General features: G+C 66.4%; 18 protein-coding genes and 1 riboswitch. Of the genes, 7 read left to right on the top strand and 11 right to left on the bottom strand.

The window, feature by feature from the left end; all coding sequences use genetic code 11:
* Window positions 1-11 precede the first annotated feature (11 nt).
* Window positions 12-947 (bottom strand): ribose-phosphate pyrophosphokinase, encoded by a 936-nt coding sequence (locus EG854_RS06705; RefSeq protein WP_123287123.1) that lies wholly within the window; start codon window positions 945-947, stop codon window positions 12-14.
* 223 nt (window positions 948-1,170) lie between these two features.
* On the opposite strand from EG854_RS06705, the gene EG854_RS06700 reads away from it, so the two are divergent.
* From EG854_RS06700 to EG854_RS06670, 7 genes are all read left to right on the top strand, one after another.
* Window positions 1,171-2,031 (top strand): outer membrane protein assembly factor BamD, encoded by an 861-nt coding sequence (locus EG854_RS06700; protein WP_123287121.1) that lies wholly within the window; start codon window positions 1,171-1,173, stop codon window positions 2,029-2,031.
* Between the two features lie 112 nt (window positions 2,032-2,143).
* Window positions 2,144-3,895 (top strand): DNA repair protein RecN, encoded by a 1,752-nt coding sequence (gene recN / locus EG854_RS06695; protein ID WP_123287119.1) that lies wholly within the window; start codon window positions 2,144-2,146, stop codon window positions 3,893-3,895.
* 301 nt (window positions 3,896-4,196) lie between these two features.
* Window positions 4,197-4,427, top strand: coding sequence for an AtpZ/AtpI family protein (locus EG854_RS13120; RefSeq protein WP_164461910.1), 231 nt, complete (start codon window positions 4,197-4,199; stop codon window positions 4,425-4,427).
* A gap of 50 nt (window positions 4,428-4,477) precedes the next feature.
* Window positions 4,478-5,260, top strand: coding sequence for a F0F1 ATP synthase subunit A (locus tag EG854_RS06685; protein WP_123287117.1), 783 nt, complete (start codon window positions 4,478-4,480; stop codon window positions 5,258-5,260).
* Window positions 5,261-5,304: 44 nt separating this feature from the next.
* Window positions 5,305-5,529 (top strand): F0F1 ATP synthase subunit C, encoded by a 225-nt coding sequence (locus EG854_RS06680; protein ID WP_123287116.1) that lies wholly within the window; start codon window positions 5,305-5,307, stop codon window positions 5,527-5,529.
* A 77-nt stretch (window positions 5,530-5,606) separates the two neighbouring features.
* Window positions 5,607-6,206, top strand: a complete 600-nt coding sequence (locus EG854_RS06675; RefSeq protein WP_123287115.1) for a F0F1 ATP synthase subunit B family protein — start codon at window positions 5,607-5,609, stop codon at window positions 6,204-6,206.
* Window positions 6,206-6,721, top strand: a complete 516-nt coding sequence (locus EG854_RS06670; protein WP_123287113.1) for a F0F1 ATP synthase subunit B — start codon at window positions 6,206-6,208, stop codon at window positions 6,719-6,721. Before EG854_RS06675 ends, EG854_RS06670 begins: the two co-directional genes overlap by 1 nt.
* 71 nt (window positions 6,722-6,792) lie before the next feature.
* Here EG854_RS06670 and EG854_RS06665 read toward each other — a convergent pair whose 3' ends face one another.
* The 10 genes from EG854_RS06665 to EG854_RS06620 form a co-directional block, all read right to left on the bottom strand.
* Window positions 6,793-7,320, bottom strand: coding sequence for a DUF6789 family protein (locus EG854_RS06665; protein WP_164461908.1), 528 nt, complete (start codon window positions 7,318-7,320; stop codon window positions 6,793-6,795).
* A gap of 43 nt (window positions 7,321-7,363) precedes the next feature.
* Window positions 7,364-8,305: an SDR family oxidoreductase gene (locus tag EG854_RS06660; protein ID WP_123287109.1), complete on the bottom strand. Its 942-nt coding sequence runs from the start codon at window positions 8,303-8,305 to the stop codon at window positions 7,364-7,366.
* 45 nt (window positions 8,306-8,350) lie between these two features.
* Window positions 8,351-9,934, bottom strand: a complete 1,584-nt coding sequence (gcvPB, locus tag EG854_RS06655; protein ID WP_164461906.1) for an aminomethyl-transferring glycine dehydrogenase subunit GcvPB — start codon at window positions 9,932-9,934, stop codon at window positions 8,351-8,353.
* Window positions 9,935-9,945: 11 nt separating this feature from the next.
* Window positions 9,946-11,292 carry an aminomethyl-transferring glycine dehydrogenase subunit GcvPA gene (gene gcvPA, locus EG854_RS06650; protein ID WP_123287107.1) on the bottom strand — a complete coding sequence of 449 codons (1,347 nt, stop codon included), beginning with the start codon at window positions 11,290-11,292 and terminating at the stop codon, window positions 9,946-9,948.
* A gap of 27 nt (window positions 11,293-11,319) precedes the next feature.
* The gene (gcvH, locus tag EG854_RS06645) at window positions 11,320-11,685 is read right to left on the bottom strand and encodes a glycine cleavage system protein GcvH (RefSeq protein WP_123287105.1); all 366 of its coding nucleotides are present in this window, start codon (window positions 11,683-11,685) and stop codon (window positions 11,320-11,322) included.
* An 11-nt stretch (window positions 11,686-11,696) separates the two neighbouring features.
* On the bottom strand, window positions 11,697-12,806 hold the full coding sequence (gene gcvT / locus EG854_RS06640) for a glycine cleavage system aminomethyltransferase GcvT (protein WP_123287103.1): 1,110 nt from the start codon (window positions 12,804-12,806) through the stop codon (window positions 11,697-11,699).
* Window positions 12,807-12,938: 132 nt separating this feature from the next.
* A riboswitch (glycine riboswitch) is annotated at window positions 12,939-13,036 on the bottom strand.
* 127 nt (window positions 13,037-13,163) lie between these two features.
* A complete protein-coding gene (locus tag EG854_RS06635) occupies window positions 13,164-13,622 on the bottom strand; it encodes a peptidase S1 (protein ID WP_123287102.1) in 459 nt (152 codons plus the stop codon).
* Between the two features lie 106 nt (window positions 13,623-13,728).
* Window positions 13,729-14,733 carry an adenosine deaminase gene (locus EG854_RS06630; RefSeq protein ID WP_123287100.1) on the bottom strand — a complete coding sequence of 335 codons (1,005 nt, stop codon included), beginning with the start codon at window positions 14,731-14,733 and terminating at the stop codon, window positions 13,729-13,731.
* A gap of 36 nt (window positions 14,734-14,769) precedes the next feature.
* Window positions 14,770-16,569: an arginine--tRNA ligase gene (gene argS, locus EG854_RS06625; RefSeq protein ID WP_123287098.1), complete on the bottom strand. Its 1,800-nt coding sequence runs from the start codon at window positions 16,567-16,569 to the stop codon at window positions 14,770-14,772.
* Window positions 16,566-17,225: a Tat pathway signal sequence domain protein gene (locus EG854_RS06620; protein WP_123287096.1), complete on the bottom strand. Its 660-nt coding sequence runs from the start codon at window positions 17,223-17,225 to the stop codon at window positions 16,566-16,568. The genes argS and EG854_RS06620 overlap by 4 nt, the downstream gene beginning before the upstream one ends.
* Window positions 17,226-17,265: the final 40 nt, after the last annotated feature.

The following is a 17,265-nucleotide window of genomic DNA, read 5'->3' as shown; positions in this document are numbered from 1 at the left end:
TTTTCCGACCGTTAATCGAACAGCTTGGAGACGGACTCCTCGTTGGCGATTCGGCGGATCGCCTCGCCTATCAGGGGAGCCACCGAGACCGTGCGGATCTTCTTGCAAGTCGCCACCTCATGCGGCTGTTCGATCGAATCGGTGATCACCAGTTCCTTCAGCGGGCCGTCGTTGACTCGGCTGACGGCAGGGCCGGACAGGACGCCGTGGCTGATATAGGCCGACACCTCGGTCGCACCCTGGTCGATCAGGGCCTTGGCCGCGTTCACCAATGTGCCGCCCGAGTCGACGATGTCGTCGAACAGGATGCAGCGGCGTCCCTCGACGTCACCGATGATGTTCATGACCTCGCTCTCCCCGGCCTTGGGGCGCCGCTTGTCGACGATGGCCAGGTCGGCGTTCAGGCGGCTGGCCAGTGACCGGGCGCGCACCACGCCGCCCACATCGGGCGAGACGATCATCAGATCATCGCCGCGCGGATAGTTTTCGCGAATGTCCTGCGCCAGCACGGGCGTGGCGACCAGATTATCGGTCGGAATGTCGAAGAAGCCCTGAATTTGCCCGGCGTGCAGATCCATGGTCAGCACCCTGTGGGCCCCGGCCCGGGTGATCATATTGGCCACCAGCTTGGCGGAAATCGGCGTGCGACCGCCGGTCTTCCGATCCTGACGGGCATAGCCGAAATAGGGCATGACGGCCGTGATCCGTTTGGCCGACGCCCGGATCAGGGCATCAGTCATGATCAGCAGCTCCATCAGATTGTCATTGGCCGGATAACTGGTCGACTGGATGACAAAGACATCCTCGCCCCGCACATTTTCCTCAATGACGGCAAACACCTCATTGTCTGCAAAGCGCTTTACCTCCGCCCGGGTCAGCGGCATGTCGAGGTGATCGGCTATGGCCCGGGCCAGGGTTCGGTTGGCATTGCCGGAGAGCAGCTTCATGGCCCGTCATCCTTTCGCCCTCATCGGACCGCCAATAGGGAGAGGAGGCGTCCGGGGTGTGGGCGCTTCTTAACAGCGGGGCGTCAGGCATCAAGCCGCTTCACGCGCATTCCGGACCAAATCCGACATCGGTCCGCATGTGATTGGCGCTTGGGTTTCGCTGGTGTAGAGATCGCTTCGTCTTCCGGATGGTCCGCTGCGGCGCGCCTTCCGGCCGGTAATCATGGGGTCGCAATCAGTGCCTGTTTCCAAAATCCGTTCCGGTCTGATCCTGTCAGCGGTTGCTGTCTTTTCGCTGACCGTAGCAGCCTGCAACAACGGCCGGGAGCGGCCGAAGCTGGCCTATGAAGAACGTCCGGTCGAGCTGCTGTACAACACCGGCTATGAGCGGCTGGAGCGCAAGCGCTGGCGCGACGCGATCGATTATTTCCAGGAAGTGGAACGTCAGCACCCCTATTCAGAGTGGGCGCGGCATTCGATCCTGATGCAGATCTACGCCTATTATCAGAACAATAGCTATGCTGAGGCTATCGCCGCCTCGGACCGGTTCATCCAGCTTTTCCCCGGCAATCCGTCGGCCGCCTATGCCTATTACATGAAGGCGATCTGCTTCTTTGAGCAGATCACCGACGTGGGCCGTGACCAGGGCTATTCCGAGAATGCCTTGGCGGCGCTGCGCGAGGTCGCGCGTCGCTATCCCGACACGGCCTATGCCTCTGATGCCCTCGTCAAGATCGACATGGTCAACGACCAGCTGGCCGGCAAGGAAATGGAAATCGGCCGCTACTATCAGCGCGCCAACCAGCCGCTGGCCGCGATGAACCGCTATCGCACCGTCGTCGAGAACGAAGAGTTCCAGCGCACCTCGCATGCGCCGGAGGCCCTGTACCGTCTGGTCGAAGTCAGCCTGGTGCTGGGCCTGAAGGACGAGGCAATCCGCAACGGCGCGGTTCTGGGCCACAACTTCCCCGGCAGCCCCTGGTACAGCGAAGCCCATGCCCTGCTGACCGATCAGGGCGAGCGGCCGGACGTAGAGCCCGAAGCGCGTCGCGAAGGCTGGCTCAGCCGGATCATCCCGGGCTGAGGTCGGGGCTGAATTCGGGACCAAACACGGAACAGCGCATCGTCAGGACGCAGCCCGGCGCTATGATCGGCCTTATGTCGAATCATTCCGACCGCCAGACAGGCCGCCTTCCATGCTGACCGCCCTGTCGATTCGAGACATCGTGCTGGTCGACCGCCTGGACCTTGAGGTCGGCTCAGGCCTGACCGTGCTGACCGGCGAGACCGGCGCCGGCAAGTCGATCATCCTCGATGCTCTCGGTCTGGCGCTGGGCGCCCGCTCCGACGCGGGGCTGGTGCGCGCAGGCGCGGCCCAGGCCGTGGCCACCGCCACCTTTGACACGCCTACAGATCTCGACTGGCTGGCCGAAGCGCGGGAGAAGGGGCTGGAGATTGAGCCGGGCGAAGAACTGATCCTGCGTCGGGTTCTGGGGGCCGATGGCCGCAGCCGCGCCTTCATCAACGACCAGGCCGTCGGGGTGAATGCGCTGAGGTCGCTGGCGCAGGCACTGGTCGAGGTCCATGGCCAGCATGAGACGGTTGGTCTGCTGGATGCCCGGACCCATCCCGGTGCCCTGGACGGCTATGGTGGCCTGCACGAGGACGTCGCGGCCGTGGCGCGGGCGCATGACGCCCGGCGCGAAGCCCAGCAGCGGCTGGACACCTTGCGGGCGGAAGCCAGCAGCGCTGCCGCCCGGGCCGAGGAGCTGACGCTCGCGCTCGAGGAGCTGGACGCCCTCGACCCCCGGGCGGGCGAAGAGGCCGAGCTGGCCGGCGAACGGGCCCTGCTGGGCGCGGCGGAAAAGGCGTTGGCCGATCTGTCGGAAGCGCGGGACTCGCTGGGCGGGGACAAGCTGTCGCAACGGTTGTCGGCGGCCCTGAGGGCCGTGGAGCATGCCCGGGGCCGAGCCCTGCAGGCCGTGCGACTGGAAGCCGAGAATGCAGGCACTGCCTCAGAGGTATCCGGGCACGATCACCCTGTCGTTTTGCGGCTCGCCGCCGCTGCCGAGGCGATTGACCGCACCCTCGTCGAGGCTATGGAGGCGGTGGCCCAGTTGGATCAGGCCGCAGATGCGCTGGATGTCGAGCCGGGTCGTCTGGACAAGGCCGAGGAACGGCTGTTCGCCCTGCGCGCTGCGGCTCGCAAGCTGAACTGCACGGTCGAGGATCTGCCGCGCCTGCGCGTCCGCATGCGTGAACAGCTGCGGTTGATCGAGGACGGGGCCGAGGCGCTGACCGCGGCCGAGCGGACGCTGACCGCCGCGGGCGCGGCCTATGACGTGGCGGCCGCCACCCTGTCGTCCCGCCGGGCCGAGGCGGGCGACCGTCTGGCCCAAGCTGTAGCCGGGGAACTGGGGCCGCTGAAACTGGACCGGGCCCGCTTTCGCGTGGCACTGGAGCCCCTGCCCGAGGACCGGCGGGGCGCGCGGGGGGCGGAAACGGTGCGGTTCGAAATCTCGACCAATCCGGGCCAGCCGTTTGGCCCGCTGGACACGGTGGCCTCCGGGGGCGAGCTGGCGCGCTTTGCCTTGGCGATGAAGGCCGCGCTGGCGGCCCGCCCCGAGCAGGCGCAGCCCGTCATGATCTTCGACGAGGTGGATCAGGGCGTCGGCGGCGCCGTGGCCGAGGCGGTCGGACGCCGGCTGCAGCGGCTGGCGAGCGGCGGTCAGGTGCTGGTTGTCACCCACAGCCCCCAGGTCGCGGCCCGGGGTCACACCCACTGGAAGGTGCGCAAGGGCGACCGCGACGGCGCCACGATTACGACCGTCGAGGTTCTCGACGCTGCCCAGCGCGACGAGGAGATCGCCCGCATGCTGTCGGGCGCGGTGGTCACGGATGAGGCCCGGGCTGCAGCTCGCGCGCTGATCGAGCACCCCGACAGGTGACGCATCGCCACAGGGGGCGTGGGGTGCGAATTTTCCCTGTATTTTCGGGGGTTGAGCCCGGGGCCGGGGTGCCTTGACCTGACGCCCGACCGCCTATAGGTTCCGCGCCGAATTCAGACCCCCTCCGACGCCCGCCTTCCGGCGCCAGCATCGGGCGCTGAGCAGGCCGATGTCCCCGACCGAGGAAACCCGCGAAGAGACAATCAGACGTCTCAACGCCCAGGCCGACTCGCTAAAGGCGCGGGCCACACCCGAACCGCCCGAATACGGCGGAGCGGCAGTGGGATACGGCTATCGCATCATGGCCGAGATGATCGGTGGTGTGCTGGTAGGCTTGGGGATCGGCTGGGGTTTCGACCTGTTTGTCGGGACCGCGCCGTGGGGGATGATCGTGGGGACCCTTTCGGGTTTCGCGGTCTCCATCTGGCTGGCGGTGCATTCCGCCAAAAAACTCAGCGCCCGCGCGCTGAAGGAATTCGGTCCCCCCCGGGACCTTCCGGATGACGCGGACGCCGACGACAACGACCGCTGACCGGGCCGCCTCACGGCGATTCGGAGTTTTGACTTGGGAGACACGGCGGCATGGCCGATCCGATGGAACAGTTCGAGGTTAAGCCGGTGGTGGAGATCGCCCCGGTGAATGTGCCTGGCCTCGGGCTGGTTGACCTTTCGATCACCAACTCCACCGTCGCCATGTTTGTGGCGGCGACGATTGTCGTCCTCTTCTTTGCCATCGTCACGGCCTCGCCAAAGGTCGTTCCCGGCCGCCTGCAAGTCGTTGGCGAGGGCATGTTCAGCTTCATCGACGACCTGGCGACCGGCATCATCGGCTCGCAGGGCCGCGCCTTCTTCCCGTTCGTCTTCACGCTCTTCATCTTCATCCTGGCGATGAACATGCTCGGCATGTTCACGGTCTTCACGGCCACCGCCCAGCTGGCCGTCGCGCTGACATTTGCCCTGATGACCTTCCTGCTGGTCATCGTGGTCGGCTTCGCCATGCACGGCCTCGGCTTCCTCAAGCTGTTCGCCCCGTCCGGCGTGCCCTGGTACATGCTGCTGTTCGTGGTGCCGATCGAGGTGATCTCCTTCTTCCTGCGTCCCGTCACCCTCTCGCTTCGTCTGTTCGGCAACATGCTGGGCGGCCACGTCGCCATGAAGGTGTTCGCCGGCTTCATCGTCTCGCTGGGCGCGGTCGCTTCGGCCGGAGGCGTCGCCTACCTGGCCTATGTCGCCGCCATCCTGGCCTTCGGTGGCGTTCTGGCCCTGACGGCGCTGGAGTTTCTGGTCGCCTTCCTCCAAGCCTTTGTGTTCGCGGTCCTGACCTGCGTCTATCTCAACGACGCCGTTCACGCCGGGGACCACTGATCCATCCACCAACCTTCAATCGCTTCATTCAAAGGACAAACATCATGGAAGCTGAAGCCGCAAAATACATCGGTGCTGGCCTGGCCACCCTCGGCATGATCGGCGCCGGTATCGGCGTGGGAACGATCTTCTCGGGTTTCCTGCAGGGCGCCCTGCGTAACCCTTCGGCCGCCAGCGGCCAGTTCACCAACCTGGTTCTGGGCTTCGCCCTGACCGAAGCGCTGGGCATTCTGGCCTTCGTGCTCGGCCTGCTGATCCTCTTCAGCTAAACCTGACGATCCAATCGGGCGGTGGCCGGTCCCTTCGGATCGCCGCCGCCCGTCGCTCTTTCTGAACCGGACTGAACATGGCTGTGCAATCCAGCGACGCCCCCCCGACCCATGACGTCTCCGCTGCTGCGCCGACAGGCGAGCATGGCGACGCCTATGCTGCCGGCACGGAAGCCGAACATGCTTCGGGCGGAGGTCTGCCCCAGTTCGAGTTCCAGTGGTGGGCCGGCCAGATCTTCTGGCTGCTGATCATTTTCGCCGTCCTCTACGTCCTGCTCTCCAAGGTCTTCCTGCCACGCCTGCGCCGCGTGAAGGATGAACGCGCCGGGACGATTGCGACCGCCATCGAAGCCGCCCGCCAGGTGCAGGCTGAAGCCGCTGGCCAGGCTGAGGTCGCCAAGGCCGAGGTCGAGCAGGCCCGCGCCACCTCCCGCGCGACTGCTGCTGCGGCCAAGGCTCGCGTCACTGATACCGCCAACGCCCGCGCGGCTGAGGAAGAGGCCGTTGTCAACGCCCGTATCGCAGAGGCCGAAGCCGCGATCGGCAAGACCCGTGACGCGGCCATGACGAATGTCTCGTCGATTGCCTCGGACACGACCCGCGCCATCGTCGAGAAGCTGACCGGCAAGGCCGCGACGGCTGCCGAAACCGACGCCGCCGTCAAGGGAGCCGCCTGATGCCCGCTTTTCTCACCGGATATTTCTGGGACCTTGGCAATGCCGAGTTCTGGGTTGGCGTTGGCCTGGTCGTGTTTTTCGGCATCCTGGTACTGGTCAAGGTGCCGGGCATGATCGCTGCCCAGCTGGACGGAGCCGCTACCAAAATCCAGTCCGAGCTGGACGAGGCCGCACGTCTTCGCGCCGAAGCCGAGGCCCTGTTGGCACAGATCAAGCTTGAGAAGGCCGAGGCCGAGGCCCAGGCGGCCGACATGCTGAAAGCCGCCGAGGCTGATGCGCGTCGTCTGGAAGAGGACGCCAAGGTCAAGCTGGAGGAAGCGCTCGCCCGTCGCCAGACGCTGGCCGAACGTCGCATTGCTCAGGCCGAGGCCCAGGCCACCGCCGAGGTCAAGGCTGCTGCTGCGGAGCTGGCCATCAAGGCCGCTGAAGACATTCTGGCGGCTCGTCTGGCCTCGCAGACGCGCGATCCGCTGGTCGATGAGGCTATCGCCCAAATGGGGACTCGCCTGAACTAGGCGGCGCCTCTAGAAACTGCCCAACGACATCGGCCCCGGAGTGATCCTCCGGGGCCGTTTCGCATTCCGGGCTAGTGCGCCAGATGTACGTGGTCGCGGACCCGTTCCTGCCGCCAGGCCTTGCCGACCATACGGGCATAGACATTGCCCATCACCGCACCAAACACGACGTGGGTGAGCACCAGCCAGGCGACGGTGAAGAAGCCGGCGCGCATGCCGAACATGCCGATGCCGGTCAGCGGCGCGATCGTCAGGCCCATCACGATGAAGGCACCGACGGCAAAGACCACGCCTTTTGTTTCCGGCATTTCAGTGGGCATCCGCGGACACAGAATGCCGAACAGGGGCCCAAGGATCAGGGTACCAACCAGGAAGTGTCCGACCCAGCCGACCCATGGAATCGAGTCCGTTCCGAGCATCACCGTAACAAGACGGGGAAACCCTGCGACCCAGGGACCGGCCCACAACTGTGCGGCTTCAAGTGCTGCAACAGCAAGTGCCGCCACAAAGCCGGCGATCATACCTTTGTAAACGCGTGACATCATGACCAATGCGCCTCCCAACGCTTGTTTTGGGTTCTGATTACGCAGGGTCATCATACGCTCATCAGGGGAGGTTGTGTTCACAATCCCGTGCGCAGGGTCAGCGAGGGCCCCAGCGGAGGCCCGTCAAGGCTTCGGATGTTGACCACAGTTGGGCCGCCATGTCGGCGTTGAGAGCCTGTTCTGCGGGCACAGCGGGCCCCGGTGGTCCCTTGATCTCGCGCATCTTCGTTGGCCCGAGATAGGCGCCCGGGGCAATGTAGGGCGCCGTGGCCGCCATCAGGATCGGCAGGGCCCCGGCGGCCTGGCTGTGGGTGGCCAGGGGCTCGATCAGGGGCCTGACGACCCACCGGTGCAGCGACCGCCCGATCCGCGAGCCGACCAGCGGACCATTAGCGATCAGCCCTGTGCGGGCGACGCCGGGGTGGGCCACGACACTGGTCAGGCCCCAGTCGTTCGCCTGGCTGCGGCGATCCAGTTCCAGCCCGAACATCAACATGGCCAGCTTGGACTGGGCATAGACGGGCCAGGCGTCGTACCCCTGAGTGTAGTTGAGGTCGTCGAGGCGGATCCGGCCCTGCCGGTGGGCGATGCTGGACACCTGCACCACGCGGGCGGTTCCGGCCTGCAGCAGGGGCAGCAGCCGCCCGGTCAGGGCGAAATGGCCGAGGTAGTTGGTGGCCAGCTGCATCTCGAAGCCGTCCTCGGTCTCCCGGCGAGCGGGCAGGGCCATGACGCCGGCATTGTTGACCAGAATGTCGATGGGCCGCCCCTCGGCCAGCAGGCGCTCGGCAAAGGCCGTGACCGAGGCCTGCCGCGACAGATCCAATTCCTCGAACCGTAGGCAGGCCTTCGGGTGTTCAGCGGGGATTTGCGCAATGGCCGCGATGGCCCGGTCGTGACTGCGGGCCGCGACAATGACGTCGGCACCCTTGGAGGCGAGTGCTTTCGCTGTCTCGAAGCCGGTACCGCTGTTGGCGCCGGTGACGATGGCGCGGCGGCCGGTGAGGTCGGGAATGTCGTCGGTCGTGAAGGAGGTCATACCCCCCATGTCGTGCTGACATGGGGGGCTGACAAGTATGAAGGCCTATTCGGCCGCCATGTTGGAGCCATCGGGCGCGGTCCAGCGCAGGACCGGCTGACGGGCGGCCCGCGTTTCGTCCAGACGTTTCATCGGGGCGTGGAAGGGCGCACCCTTGAAGCGGTCGACGTCGCCGGCCTTGGCGGCCTCGGCCAGGGCGCGCATGGCATGGATGAAGCGATCCAGCTCGGCCTTGGACTCCGTCTCGGTCGGCTCGATCAGCATGGCCCCGTGCACGACCAGCGGGAAGTACATGGTCATCGGGTGGAAGCCCTCGTCGATCATCGCCTTGGCAAAGTCGAGCGTGGTGATGTCGGTGCCCTTCAGCCATTCATCGTCGAACAGGGCCTCGTGCATGCAGGGGCCCTCGGGGAAGGCGGCCGACATGACATCCGACAGGCGGGCCTTGATGTAGTTGGCGTTCAGCACCGCGTCCTCGGCGACCTGCCGCAGGCCGTCGGCGCCGTGGCTCATCATATAGCTGAGGGCGCGGACATACATGCCCATCTGGCCCTGGAAGGCGCACAGCCGGCCGAAGGCCTGTTCAGCCTCGTCTTCCTCACGCTCGACCAGTTGGAAGCCGTCGCCGGTGTTCACGACCCAGGGGGCCGGGGCGAAGGGGGCCAGCGCCTCGGACAGCACCACCGGACCGGCACCCGGCCCGCCGCCGCCGTGCGGTGTCGAGAAGGTCTTGTGCAGATTGATGTGCATGGCGTCGACGCCCAGATCGCCGGGGCGCACCCGGCCGACGATGGCGTTGAAGTTGGCCCCGTCGCAGTAGAAATAGGCGCCGGCCTCGTGCGTCAGGCGGCTGATCTCAAGGATGTCGCGCTCGAACAGGCCGCAGGTGTTGGGGTTGGTGACCATGATGGCAGCCACGTCGTCACCCAGCTTGGCCTCCAGGTCCGCCAGATCGACACGACCGTCATCGGTCTGGGCGATCTCGACTACGGTGTAGCCGACAAAGGCGGCGGTGGCCGGGTTGGTGCCGTGGGCGCTGGTGGGCACCAGGACCTTGTTGCGCGGGGTGTCGGACCGCAGGCCATTGCCGGCGGCGCGGTGGGCGGCGCGGATGGCCATCAGGCCGCACAGCTCACCGTGGGCCCCCGCCTTGGGAGACAGGGCGACGGCCGGCATGCCGGTCAGGGTGGTCAGCCAGTGCGACAGGCTGTCCATCAGCTGCAGCGCGCCCTGCACCGTCGACTGCGGCTGCAGCGGGTGTATGTCGGAAAAGCCCGGCAGGCGCGCCATCTTCTCGTTCAGGCGCGGGTTGTGCTTCATCGTGCACGAGCCCAGCGGATAGATGGCCAGGTCGATGGCGTGGTTCTTTTGGCTCAGGCGCACATAGTGGCGCATGGTCTCGGGCTCCGACAGGCCCGGCAGGCCGATCGGATCACGACGTACGAGATCGCCAAGATCGGAGCCGTCTGTCGCAGGTTGCGGCAGGTCGACGCCGGTCTTGCCCCAGCCGTCACCCTCGAAGATCAGGGCCTCGTTCTGCAGCAGGCCCCGGCCCCCGGTCAGGGTGGCGGGCTTGCTCTCGACCCGGTTCGGGGTGGTCGGACGGCCAACGGTGTTCATGGTACTCATCGGTCCGCTCCTCAGTTCGCCAGAACCTTGGCGAGCGCGCTCGCCAGGGACTTGATGTCAGCCTCGGTCGTGGTCTCGGTCGCGGCGACCAGCAGCACGTCGTCCATGCCGGCCTCCGGGGCCAGGCGGCTGTAGGGCACACCGGCCAGAATGTGGTGACTGGCCAGTTGCTCGACCACTTCGGCGGCAGGCCTGGGCAGTTTGACCGCAAACTCGTTGAAGAAGCGCGGGGTCAGGATCTCGACGCCCGGAATGGTCTTGAGTGCATCGCGGGTGGCGACGGCCGTCTCATGGTTCAGCAGGGCCAGGCGGCGCAGGCCGGTCTCGCCCAGCAGACTCATGTGGATGGTGAAGGCCAGGGTGCACAGGCCCGAATTGGTGCAGATGTTCGAGGTCGCCTTGTCGCGGCGGATGTGCTGCTCGCGCGTCGACAGGGTCAGGACGAACCCCCGCTCGCCATCGGCATCGACCGTCTCGCCGCACAGACGGCCCGGCATCTGGCGCACCAGCTTGTCGCGCGTGGCGAACAGCCCGACGTAGGGTCCGCCGTAGTTCAGCGCATTGCCGATCGACTGGCCCTCGGCGGCGACAATGTCGGCCCCCATCTCGCCGGGCGACTTCAGCAGGCCCATCGACACAGCCTCGGTCACCACGACGATCAGCAGGGCACCGGCGGCATGGGCCGCCTCGGCGATTTTCGTCACGTCCGTTGCGGTGCCGAAGATGTTCGGGGTCTGGACGACGACGCAGGCCGTGTCGGGCCCGATACGGGCGATCACGTCGGCCTCGGCATCGACGGCGGCGGGCAGGGCCTCGGTCTCGACGCCGACGGCGTGCACCACGGTCTCGGTCGCCTTGACGTAGTGAGGGTGCACCCCGCCCGAGATGACCGCCTTGTTGCGGCGGGTCACGCGGGTGGCCATCAGCACGCCCTCGGCCATGGCGGTCGAGCCGTCGTAAAGCGAGGCATTGGCCACCGCCATGCCGGTCAGGTTCGCCACCTGGGTCTGGAACTCGTACAGATACTGCAGCGTCCCCTGGGCGATTTCCGGCTGGTAGGGGGTGTAGCTGGTCAGGAACTCGGACCGCTGGATCACGTGATCGACGGTGGCCGGCACATGGTGCTTGTAGGCGCCGGCCCCGCAGAAGAAGGGCACGGTTCCCGCCGTGGCGTTCCTGGCCGCCATGGCACCGAGGGCCCGCTCGACCTCCAGCTCACCGGCCACGCGCGGCAGATCGACCGGGCCGGCCAGTCGGGCAGCTTCCGGCACATCGACGAACAGGTCATCGATCGATTTCACACCGATGGCGGCCAACATGGCCTCACGGTCGTCGGGCGTCAGGGGAAGGTAGCGCATGGGTGGGGAGGTCCAGCGTTGAAGGGGTCAGAGGGTGGCGAGGAAGGCGTCGTAGGCGGCGCGGTCCATCAGGCCTTCGATCTGCGAGGCATCGGAGACCTTGATCTTCGCGAACCAGCCCTCGCCCTCGGCGTCGGCATTGACGGTTTCGGGGGCGCCGGACAGGGCGTCATTGGCCTCGACCACCTCGCCCGAGACGGGGGCATAAACGTCCGACGCGGCCTTGACGCTCTCGACAACGGCGAAGCTGTCGCCCTTGCCGACGGTCTTGCCGATCTCGGGCACTTCGACGAACACGACGTCGCCCAGCTGGTCGGCGGCGTGCTTGGAAATGCCGACGGTGGCGACGTCACCGTCCAGTTTGACCCACTCGTGATCCTTGGTGAACTTCATGGTCTGATCTCTCAGGCTCTCGGTTTGCGATAATAGCGTTGTGCCACAAATGGCATGGCGATGACGGTGGCGGCAGCAGGCTTGCCGCGCACGATGACCTTCAGGTCCATGCCGAGCGCCGACAGGTGCGGCGGAACATAGCCCATGGCGATGTTGTGGCCGAGGGTCGGGGAGGGGCCGCCCGAGGTGACCGTACCAATCACCGTGCCGTCGGCATCGGCGATCTCTGCGCCTTCGCGGGCCGGGGCACCTTCCTTGACGTGCAGGCCGACGCGGACGCGGGCCGGGCCGTCGGCCAGCTCCTTGAGGATGCGGTCTGCCCCCGGGAAGTCGGCGCGCTCCTTGCGCGACTTCGACAGGGCAAAGGTAAGGGCGCCCTCGACCGGGCTGGTCGTCGGGTCGATGTCGTGGCCGTGCAGCGGCAGGCCGGCCTCAAGGCGCAGACTGTCCCGCGCGCCCAGACCGATCGGCTTGACGCGGGCGTCTTCCAGCAGGGTGTTCCAGATGCGCTCGGCCTGATCACCCGGCACCGAAATCTCATAGCCGTCCTCGCCGGTGTAACCCGACCGCGAGATGAAACAGTCCGCGCCGAACAGCATCAGCCGGGCCGAGTCCATGAAGCCCATCTCGGCCAGCACGGGCTCGTGCGCGGCCATGACCTCGGCGGCCTCAGGCCCCTGGATGGCCAGCAGCGCCCGGTCTTCCAGACGCGTCAGGGTCACGTCCCCCTCCAGTCGCGCCTGGAGGTAGGCGAAGTCTTCTTCCTTGTTACCGGCATTGACCACGACATAGAGGCCGCCGTGGTCGGGCTTGCCGGCCATCAGGTCGTCCATGATGCCGCCGTCGTCGTTCAGCAGCAGGGAGTATTTCTGCTTGCCGTCCTTCAGGATCTGATAGTCGCCCGGGACGAACCGTTCGAACCAGCCGATGGCGTCGGCGCCCGAAATCCGGGCCTGGCCCATGTGTGAAACGTCGAACAGGCCGGCGTGCTCGCGCGTCCAGCGGTGCTCGGCCAGAACGCCCTCGTACTGGACCGGCATGTCATAGCCGCCGAAGCCGACCATGCGCGCGCCCAGCGCCCGGTGCGCCGCATTAAGGGGTGTGGTCTTCAGCTCGGTCATCGGTGTCGGGCTCTCGTTCGCAGACGGTTTCCCGCCCCGTAAAGCCCCCGCTGTCTCGAAGCCTGAGAGATTCCAGCGAACAAATTCGCCTTGCTCCGTCGGCGAGCCATGCCTGGCTCTTTCCAGCGTCTGATGCGCCTCGCGGTCCTTTTGCCTGAGCGTTTCCGGGGCGGTTGCGCCTTCGGCTCCGGGGTCAGAACCATGACCCCGATCTCTCCCGCGAGAGCCCGTCTTCCCTGTGCGCAGCCGCGACCGGAGTCAAGCGTCAGTAGGGAAAGGGCGGGATTGCCGCAGCCCTTGATGTACAACACCCTCCGGCGTCGTTGCCGGAGGGTGTGTCAGTTCAGGCATCGGCGCCTATTCGATCTCGGTGATGACCAGGATGGTCTCAGGATTGCCGTCGAACGATCCAACCCAGATGTCGTAGACGCCGCTTTGCGGACGGCCGAAACGCACCTGGGCGTCTCCGTCGCCAAAGCTGTCGTCATCGCAGTACCACTGACCATCCGGACCATTGATGATCAGGGTCGTGTCAGAGCCGGAGATTGTCCGGATGAACAGCGGCATGGCGCCATTGCCGCTGAAGCTCAGGCGGAAGTCAGGCGCGTCGCCGATATTGCCCACGCAGGACCCGGGAAGGGCACCGCCGTCGACGGGGCCACCCGCGAAGACCTCGACGGTATAGGGATCATTGGTAAAGCCTGCCGACAGACTGACCTGCCCAAAGGTCGGGGCCGCCGAGGGGTCCTGGGCGCTGGCGGCAGAGGCCATCAGACAGAACCCGGCAAGGGTCGTGAGCAACAAGGAGGTTTTCATTCGCGCTTCTCCACGGGCAGGCAAAATCGCCGGACCCAATGCGCATACTGTAGAGCTTGATGGCCTGCTCGCAATGCAAACTTATCGGCGTTATCTGATCGCCATTCTAGGCCGCGTACGCCTGTACGGCGCTGATATGCCGCGCCTTGTCGGCCTCGGGCAGGCAGGACCCGGCGAAGCTGTTGATCGCGATCTCGACCAGCTGATCGCGGGTCACGCCCGTCTGGTCGGCCATGGCCTCATAGTTGCGGTTCACATAGCCGCCGAAATAGGCTGGGTCGTCCGAGTTCAGGGTGACCTTCAACCCGGCGTCCAACATGGAGGGCAAGGGATGGCGGGCCAGATCGTCGACCACGCACAGCTTGTGGTTCGACAGGGGGCAGACCGTCAGGGTCATACCCTGCTCGACCAGCCGGCGGATCAGGGCCGGGTCCTCCATGGCGCGATTGCCGTGGTCGATGCGGTCGACCTTCAGCAGGTCCAGTGCCTGCCAGATGTAGTCGGGCGGGCCTTCCTCGCCGGCATGGGCGACACGCTTGAGGCCCATGTCACCGGCACGCTCGAACACCCGCTGGAATTTCGACGGGGGATGGCCGACTTCGGACGAATCCAGACCGACCCCGAGGATCTGGTCCTGCCAGGGCTCGGCGGCCTTGAGTGTGGCGAAGGCGGCGTCCTCGTCCAGATGGCGCAGGAAGCACAAGATCAGGCGCGACGAGATGCCCAGCTCGGCTTCGGCCCTGTCCATGGAGGCGAGCAAGCCGTCGATCGCGACCTGGAAGGGGATGCCCCGGTCGGTGTGAGTCTGGGGGTCGAAGAAGATTTCCGCATGGCGCACGCTGTCCGCCGCCGCCCGCCGGAAATAGGCGAGGCCCAGATCGTGGAAGTCCTGCTCGGTGCGCAGAACATCGGCCCCGGAATAGTAGATGTCGAGGAAGTCCTGCAGGTTCGAGAAGTCATAGGCCGCGCGCACGGCCTCGACGCTGTCAAGGGGCAGGGACACCCTGTTGCGCTTCGCCAGTTCGAACATCAGCTCGGGCTCCAGCGAGCCCTCGATGTGCAGATGCAGCTCGGCCTTCGGCAGGCCGGCGATGAATTCGTGCAGGGACATGGCGGGGCTCCGGGACTTACGGCCCCCCAGACTAGGCTACATCCGCTCGGGTGTCGCTATGCCCAGCAGGTCCAATGCCAGTTCCAGCTGGGCGAGCGTCCCCTGTGACAGGGCCAGTCGCGAGGCGCAAACACCGACGTCCTCGGCGCCAAGGATCGGGCAGGCCGCATAGAATTTCGAGAAGGACTGGGCCAGTCGATAGGCATGCTCGGCCACCAGATGCGGCATCCGCTTGTCATAGGCGTCGGCCACCGCGCCCGAGAAGGCGTCCAGTGTCAGGACCAGATCGCGCTCGGCGGGCTCATCCACGCGGATTGCCGTGCCCGCCGGCACCGCGTCCCCGGCTTTACGCAGCAGGGATTTGATGCGCACCGACTGGTACAGCAGATAGGGGCCGGTCTTGCCCTCGAAGCTGATGAAGCGATCAAGGTCAAAGATGTAGCTGGTGGTCCGGGCGTTCGACAGGTCTGCGAATTTGAGCGCGGCCACCGCCACCTTGCGGGCCGTGTCGTCAAAGGCCTCGGGCGCCAGGTCATCGCCCAGACGGGCTTCCTTGAGCCGCTCGCGCGCCTTGTCGGTCGCCGTGGTGATCAGGTCGTGCAGCTTCAGGACGCCGCCGGCGCGGGTCTTGAAGGGCTTGCCGTCCGGGCCGTTCATGGTGCCGAAGCCCAGATGCTCCAGCTCGCCATCCGAGGCATAGCCGGCCAGCCGGGCCGCGCGGAACACCTGCTCGAAATGCTCGGCCTGACGTTCGTCGACGACGTACAGGATCAACTCGGGATCGATCCGCTGGCGGCGGTCGAGGATGGTCGCCAGATCGGTGGTGCCATACATGGCCGAGCCTTCGGAGGACACGACCAGCAGCGGCGGCGGGCTGGGCACCTCGACGACCGAGCCGTCGTCCAGCTTCTTCTTGCGGGTCTCGCCCGGCCCGGCAACGTGGACAACGCGGGCGCCCGCGTCCTCGACCAACAGGCCCTTGGTCTCCAGATCGGCGATCATGCCGGCCATCAGGGGATCGGCGTCCGATTCGCCGTTCCACAGATCGAAGGTCACGCCCAGGGCGCCAAACTCGCGCTCCAGCGCGGAGCGGCTGACCGCGACGAAATGGGCCCATAGCGCGCGATAGCCGGCATGGCCGCCCTGCAGCTCGGCCGTCGCCTTGCGGGCGCGGTCACGGAACTCCGGCTCCGCCTTGGCGCGGGCGGCGGCGGCGGGATACAGACGCTCAAGATCCTCGAGCGATACCGGGATGTCGGCCGGGAAGGGGCCTTCCGTAGCCATGAACTGCGTCCCGAGCCCTTCGTCCGCACAGGCGACGATCAGCAGGCCCATCTGGAAGCCCCAGTCGCCAAAGTGGGCATCGCCCCACACCTGATCGCCCCGGAAGCGGAACAGGCGCTTCAGGCTCTCGCCTATGATGGACGAGCGCAGGTGGCCGACGTGCATCGGCTTGGCCACATTGGGTCCCGCATAGTCGATGATCACGCGACGGGCCTGCTCGACCGGCTCCGCGCCGCGACGGGCCTCGTCGCCGAGGATCTCGGCGGCGCGCGAGGCCAGGGAGGCGGGGGAGACGACCAGATTGATGAAGCCCGGACCGGCGACCTCCACCGAGGTCAGGTCGGCGTGCCCCTCAAGGCGCGCGGCGACCCGGCCAGCCAGATCGCGCGGATTGGTGCCGTGCGCCTTGGCTACGGCCATGGCGGCATTGGACTGGAAGTCCGCGAGGTCGGGGCGATCGGAAGCCGTGACCCGAATCTTGTCCGAGGCCACGCCTTCGGCGGCGAAGGCAGCCGTGACTGCTTCGCCGAGGCGCGATTTCAGATCGGTCATCGGTTGATGCAGGTCCCGGGGCTGGTGCCGGTGGCGTCGACGCAGAATCGGCTGCCGACGCGGTTGAACTCGGCCATCTCGGGGGTGACGTCGAACCCGATCAGGATCTCGAAATTGGCGCCCGACGTCTGGGCGTTGGCCCGCGGGATGACGATCGTCTGGGACTCGCTGACGCTGGTGCGGTCTTCGCCGTCGAACTGGACTGGCAGGTCGAAATACTGCTTGGCCAGCACGGCGGTATCGCGGCTGGTGACCGCGACCCAATAGCGGTAGGTGCGACCGTCGCCTTCAGCACTCGGCCCCTTGCCGAGGGTAAAGAGCATGTTGGTGTCCACGACGATCGGGTCGTCATCTCGATAGCGACAGTCCGAGGTCACACCCTCGATCTCGCCCGTGTAGCCAACGTTGGCGGCCAGTGCCCGGTTATCAGCCAGTTCGACATAGCGGGCCGCATCGTACAGCACGCGCACAATCGGGCAGGGGCCGACATTGGCCTGGCGCCCCAGCGGCAGGGTACGGGCGCGCTGACGCGTCTGGGACGGCGAGCCGTCGGCATTCTGGCCACCTTCCTGCGGTCGGCTCTGCGCCTGGGCAGCGTTTGGCAGGACAGCCAGCGAAACGGCGGCGACGAAGGCAAGGGCAAGAACGCGACGCATCTGTGTCTCTACAATTCCCGGGTTTGGTTGGGCCATTTGC

The sequence above is a fragment of the Brevundimonas halotolerans genome (genome assembly GCF_003730275.1).
Classification (GTDB): Bacteria; Pseudomonadota; Alphaproteobacteria; order Caulobacterales; family Caulobacteraceae; genus Brevundimonas; species Brevundimonas halotolerans.
This window is presented reverse-complemented; position numbering and strand designations above follow the sequence as displayed.

Coding starts and splice junctions, on each gene's coding strand:
- EG854_RS06700 (WP_123287121.1), top strand. CDS start 1,171: ATGGGGTCGCAATCAGTGCCTGTTTCCAAAATCCGTTCCGGTCTGATC.
- EG854_RS06620 (WP_123287096.1), bottom strand. CDS start 17,225: ATGCGTCGCGTTCTTGCCCTTGCCTTCGTCGCCGCCGTTTCGCTGGCT.
- EG854_RS06660 (WP_123287109.1), bottom strand. CDS start 8,305: ATGACCTCCTTCACGACCGACGACATTCCCGACCTCACCGGCCGCCGC.
- EG854_RS06630 (WP_123287100.1), bottom strand. CDS start 14,733: ATGTCCCTGCACGAATTCATCGCCGGCCTGCCGAAGGCCGAGCTGCAT.
- EG854_RS06705 (WP_123287123.1), bottom strand. CDS start 947: ATGAAGCTGCTCTCCGGCAATGCCAACCGAACCCTGGCCCGGGCCATA.
- EG854_RS06680 (WP_123287116.1), top strand. CDS start 5,305: ATGGAAGCTGAAGCCGCAAAATACATCGGTGCTGGCCTGGCCACCCTC.
- gcvH (WP_123287105.1), bottom strand. CDS start 11,685: ATGAAGTTCACCAAGGATCACGAGTGGGTCAAACTGGACGGTGACGTC.
- argS (WP_123287098.1), bottom strand. CDS start 16,569: ATGACCGATCTGAAATCGCGCCTCGGCGAAGCAGTCACGGCTGCCTTC.
- EG854_RS06635 (WP_123287102.1), bottom strand. CDS start 13,622: ATGAAAACCTCCTTGTTGCTCACGACCCTTGCCGGGTTCTGTCTGATG.
- gcvPB (WP_164461906.1), bottom strand. CDS start 9,934: ATGAGTACCATGAACACCGTTGGCCGTCCGACCACCCCGAACCGGGTC.
- gcvPA (WP_123287107.1), bottom strand. CDS start 11,292: ATGCGCTACCTTCCCCTGACGCCCGACGACCGTGAGGCCATGTTGGCC.
- EG854_RS06670 (WP_123287113.1), top strand. CDS start 6,206: ATGCCCGCTTTTCTCACCGGATATTTCTGGGACCTTGGCAATGCCGAG.
- EG854_RS06675 (WP_123287115.1), top strand. CDS start 5,607: ATGGCTGTGCAATCCAGCGACGCCCCCCCGACCCATGACGTCTCCGCT.
- EG854_RS06665 (WP_164461908.1), bottom strand. CDS start 7,320: ATGATGACCCTGCGTAATCAGAACCCAAAACAAGCGTTGGGAGGCGCA.
- EG854_RS13120 (WP_164461910.1), top strand. CDS start 4,197: ATGGCCGAGATGATCGGTGGTGTGCTGGTAGGCTTGGGGATCGGCTGG.
- gcvT (WP_123287103.1), bottom strand. CDS start 12,806: ATGACCGAGCTGAAGACCACACCCCTTAATGCGGCGCACCGGGCGCTG.
- recN (WP_123287119.1), top strand. CDS start 2,144: ATGCTGACCGCCCTGTCGATTCGAGACATCGTGCTGGTCGACCGCCTG.
- EG854_RS06685 (WP_123287117.1), top strand. CDS start 4,478: ATGGCCGATCCGATGGAACAGTTCGAGGTTAAGCCGGTGGTGGAGATC.